Genomic DNA, 4,183 nt, shown 5'->3' with positions numbered 1-4,183 from the left:
TTCGTGCTTCAAAACCTGGCGTCTTCATCGGCCCGCGTCCTGTAGGGGCGAAGCATTCGGATAGAAAATCTACGGTTTCACCGATAGGTTATGCCCAAATGCTTCGCCCCTACTTTTTCAGCAGACCCTAGATAATAACATCTTTAGCGATCGCTTGAGTCGCTCCAGAAAACCCACTAAGCTAAGACGCATCTTAACCGCCTATCCTTAGATTAGCTGAATCTCCCCTTGCCCCCCGATGTCGGTGGTAGGGTTGATTCATGAATCAACCCTACCTTGAATCAACCCTAGTAGTTGAGCGGTAGGGTTGCCTCGTCTCAATTTTCTTTCTTTCTCACAAATATGAAGTATAATGTCATCGATAGCTAAACCGCACTAAAAATGAAATCCTATCCAGTAGAGTTCCGTCAGAAAATCCTCGACTGTTATTATAACGAACCCATCTCTCAAAGACAATTAGCGAAAAGATTCTGCGTAACCCTAAGTTTCGTACAAAAGCTTTTGAAGCAATATCGAGAAACGGGAGATCTTCGACCGAAGACTTATCGATGTGGACGTCATTTAAAACTCACGCCAGAACAAATGATCGTCCTCGGTACGTTAATTGAGGAAAATAATGACGCAACTCTTGCTCAACTATCGAAACTATTCCTAGAAAGAACTGGTATAGTGTTAAGTGTGGCGACAGTGGCAAGAATAGCCGAACGCTTGAGAATAACCCGCAAAAAAACTCTACACCCACCCGCAAGAGAGACAGAAAGAGTACAAAAACTTAGACAAGAATACAAAGTAAGTGGGTGGGTGGAATTAAATATAAGATGAACGTAGGTTGGGTTGAAGCATGAAACCCAACGCCCGCTCATGTTACGCTACCGCTAACCCATCCTACAAATAATTGTGCCTCCCTACTTAGGGTCTGCGGCAAAAAGTTTTTACTGGAGGCAGGGTGTAGGATAAGATTCCCCGGAAGCAATCTTTTTAATGTTTCATGGCTTCTATTATTTTCATGGTTTCGACGCTGACAGTGCAGACTCTTTGTAATAAGTCAATTACTGTTTCTTTATAATCGGCGAAGCGATAGTTATTAAATCTTTCGGCGATGGTTTGATCTTTGGGTTTCTTTTCCTTATATTGATCTAATATCCATTCTAAGGCTGAACGATTACCGAGTTTATATTCCCAGGCAATTTTGGGAATATCTTGTAGGAAAGTGACATCATCAAGGTTGATAGAATTTTTTTCTCGGTCAGCTTTTAGTTTAGTTTTCGGTTTGAGGTTATTATTAGTATCAATGCGAGTTAGTGGGTAGGGTGCGACGGTTTCATAGTTGATATGTAATTCCATTAGTTTGCTTCCCCATTCTACCCATTGAGAGAAGTTATCATAAAAGGGAAGTCGCGGAAATTCTCGCTTGAGGTTTAATTCATATTTACTGCGATATTCCGGGTAGTGAAGGACTGCATAAGTGTAGTGGAAGATGTGGAGTTTGGTGATGGTTTTATCGTTGTAATGTTTTTGGAATTGCTGCAATCCCCAATCGGTGATATTGTCGATGCGGTTTCCTTCTTTCTCGTAGCGGTAGAGGGGGAGACAAAGTGTATCACCAATGAAATGATAATCAACCGGACAATTAGAGGTTAAAACTTGAAAAGGTTTAGAAAGCGGAGTACCTGAAAAATAAATAACACTATTACTATAATCAAATCCTTTCCCAAACAATTCTGCATGATAGTTAGTTAGAACATCATTGAGTATAAAATCGCTGTAAAATAATTGCTTTATAAAAGGGCGAAAGAGAGAAAATATAATTTTTGCTCTGTCAAAAGTAATGCTATGCCTAGCGATTAAGTGCTTCTTTAAATCTCGACTCCATTTAATATTAAGATTTACCATTTCATCAATATTTATATTGGAAAACAAAGACGTTTCTGCGTATTTAAAAATATCTGAATTATAAATATCGATAAAATAACTTATCTTGCTCTCAAGTTGCTGTGAATTGAAATCATATACCCATTCATCTCTATTACTCTTTATTCCATTTGTGTACAACTTAAATATTGCCACTTCATGAATTTGATCTTTGGACAGCTTAGTATCTTTATCAACTACAGGTATTAAGCTATTAAAATCATTATCTGATTGTTCAATCCAGTTATGTTTTTTATCTGGGATGATATGCTCAAAATCAAGCTGATTAAGTTTTGTCGATGACAAAAACTCTAATTTTTGCGCTGCTGTATCCAATTCAGGACGGCGAGTATATAAAATTTGACAAGGAAGATTATTACTTTCTCGCTTCACCATCAAACTAATCGTCACCCCCGTCTGAATACCGAAAACATTATGAGTTGTCCCTGAAAGTTTAGGATTTTTCCTGACATTACCACCTAAATCAATGATATAAATTTCACTAAACTCATTCTCTACTACTTTTCTAAAACCGTCAAATGTCCTCGCATCGATAAAAGAAGAGTTAGTAATAAAAGCTATTATACCATTTTCACCTAACCTATCAGTAGCCCAACGAAAGAAGCGAGAATACATATCATATAGCTTTGTCTTCTGCGCTGTACTCTCTTCAATGTAAGTATCCTTAATGCGCTTATCAATAGCAGGATACTTCCGATTTTTATTATTGTCATTCTCATTTTGCTGATTAGCATTATAAGGAGGATTACCAATAATTACAGAAATATTGCGGTCATTTTGATTTTGAATCCGTTGGGTATTCTCCACCGACATGGCAAACAAATCCATCTGCTTGAGATGAAAAGCAGCATGGTCCAGGGTATCCACAAAACAGATATGCTCAAACTCTTCATACTCACCCATCTTCTGCTTATAGGTGAACTCAATATTCAAATTAGCGATATAATAAGGCAGAATTGCCACCTCATTACAGTGCATCTCATGCTTATACTTGTACCGTAACTTATCCTTCGGTAAATACTCAATCAACTCCGTTACAAAAGTTCCTGTCCCCGTCGCCGGATCTAAAATTTCTACTCCTGGATCCGCCAACAACTTACCAAAATGCTTGTGAACTAAATAATCGACACTTTCAATCATAAAACGGACAATTTCATTGGGTGTATAGACAATTCCCAACCGGTCCGCCGCTTTCGGATTGTATGCTTTATAAAAATTCTCATAAATCGCCTTGAGAAACTTCTGCTTCTCGTGGTGGTTATAAATATTCGCCGCCGTCCGCCGAATTACCGCATAATAACGTTCAATTGTCCCTAAAGTATTGCGCTTGGTATTACCAGTAAAGAAAGTTTCAATCACTCCCTGTAATTCCCTAGCGATATTATTTTCCCGGTGAAACTGAGACTCATTAAAAATATTGATAAAAATATCCTCTGTCAGGATGTGCTGAATAATCATCTCCCGCACATCTTCCAGGCTAATTTCTGGATTGATTGACTTGCGACAAATCTCTAAAAAATTGTCCCGCGCTGTCACAAAATTCCGATTCGTCTCCGATTGCAACGCAATTAAATCCCGCAACGCTTCCAAAATTGTTGGTAAATCTTCCTTAAAACTAGCAATCGCCTCTCGAAAATCCTCAACCTCCGGACGTACATAATTAATAAAAGCATTAATAATCCCATCCAAAGCCTCATCATCGCGCATCGAGACGCGCAGTCTTTCCTCTCCTCCTTGAATTAAAACCGCCGTCTGGGAATCTTCAAATAAAATATTGTCATTAGGGTAGCCTTTCGCTAACTTTTTCTCAATTTCTTCATCTAAATTATCGTATTGATCCTTACTTTCCCAATATCCCCAATCTAACCGTAAAGCATCCTTTACCGTCCCGTCAGGATAGACAACTTTTCCCGACTTAGTGCGATAATCCAACTCCGGAATTAACAAAAAATCCCGCGCCTTGCAATAGTCATTTAATAAATTCTGAAAAGCGACTCTAATCGAAGTTTCCTTGCGACTGCCGCCATATTGGACAATCTTCTCAACTTCCGCCTGATACTGGCTGATTAATAATCTAGACATGGGCTTAGAGGAGGTAAATTAAGTAGTTATAATCAAAGAGAAGATAGATTTTGGACTCTGATCCCCCCTGCCCCCCTTGATAAGGGGGGTGCCGATAGGCGGGGGGATCTACCCTTGATAAGGGGGGTGCCGATAGGCGGGGGGATCTACCCTTGATCAGGGGGGTGCC

General features: G+C 39.3%; 2 protein-coding genes. One reads left to right on the top strand and one right to left on the bottom strand.

Going from position 1 to position 4,183, the window contains the following annotated elements; genetic code table 11:
* The first annotated feature begins 381 nt into the window (after positions 1-381).
* On the top strand, positions 382-822 hold the full coding sequence (locus IM477_RS10630; protein WP_287731670.1) for a helix-turn-helix domain-containing protein: 441 nt from the start codon (positions 382-384) through the stop codon (positions 820-822).
* Positions 823-978: 156 nt separating this feature from the next.
* On the opposite strand, the gene IM477_RS10625 is transcribed toward IM477_RS10630, so the two are convergent.
* A complete protein-coding gene (locus IM477_RS10625; RefSeq protein ID WP_287731669.1) occupies positions 979-4,014 on the bottom strand; it encodes a type ISP restriction/modification enzyme in 3,036 nt (1,011 codons plus the stop codon).
* Positions 4,015-4,183 lie beyond the last annotated feature (169 nt).

The sequence above is a fragment of the Microcystis sp. M090S1 genome (genome assembly GCF_020246295.1).
GTDB lineage: Bacteria > Cyanobacteriota > Cyanobacteriia > Cyanobacteriales > Microcystaceae > Microcystis > Microcystis aeruginosa.
Note: the sequence above shows the minus strand (reverse complement) of the source record. Positions and strands in the feature narration are given on the sequence as shown.

Coding starts and splice junctions, on each gene's coding strand:
- IM477_RS10630 (WP_287731670.1), top strand. CDS start 382: ATGAAATCCTATCCAGTAGAGTTCCGTCAGAAAATCCTCGACTGTTAT.
- IM477_RS10625 (WP_287731669.1), bottom strand. CDS start 4,014: ATGTCTAGATTATTAATCAGCCAGTATCAGGCGGAAGTTGAGAAGATT.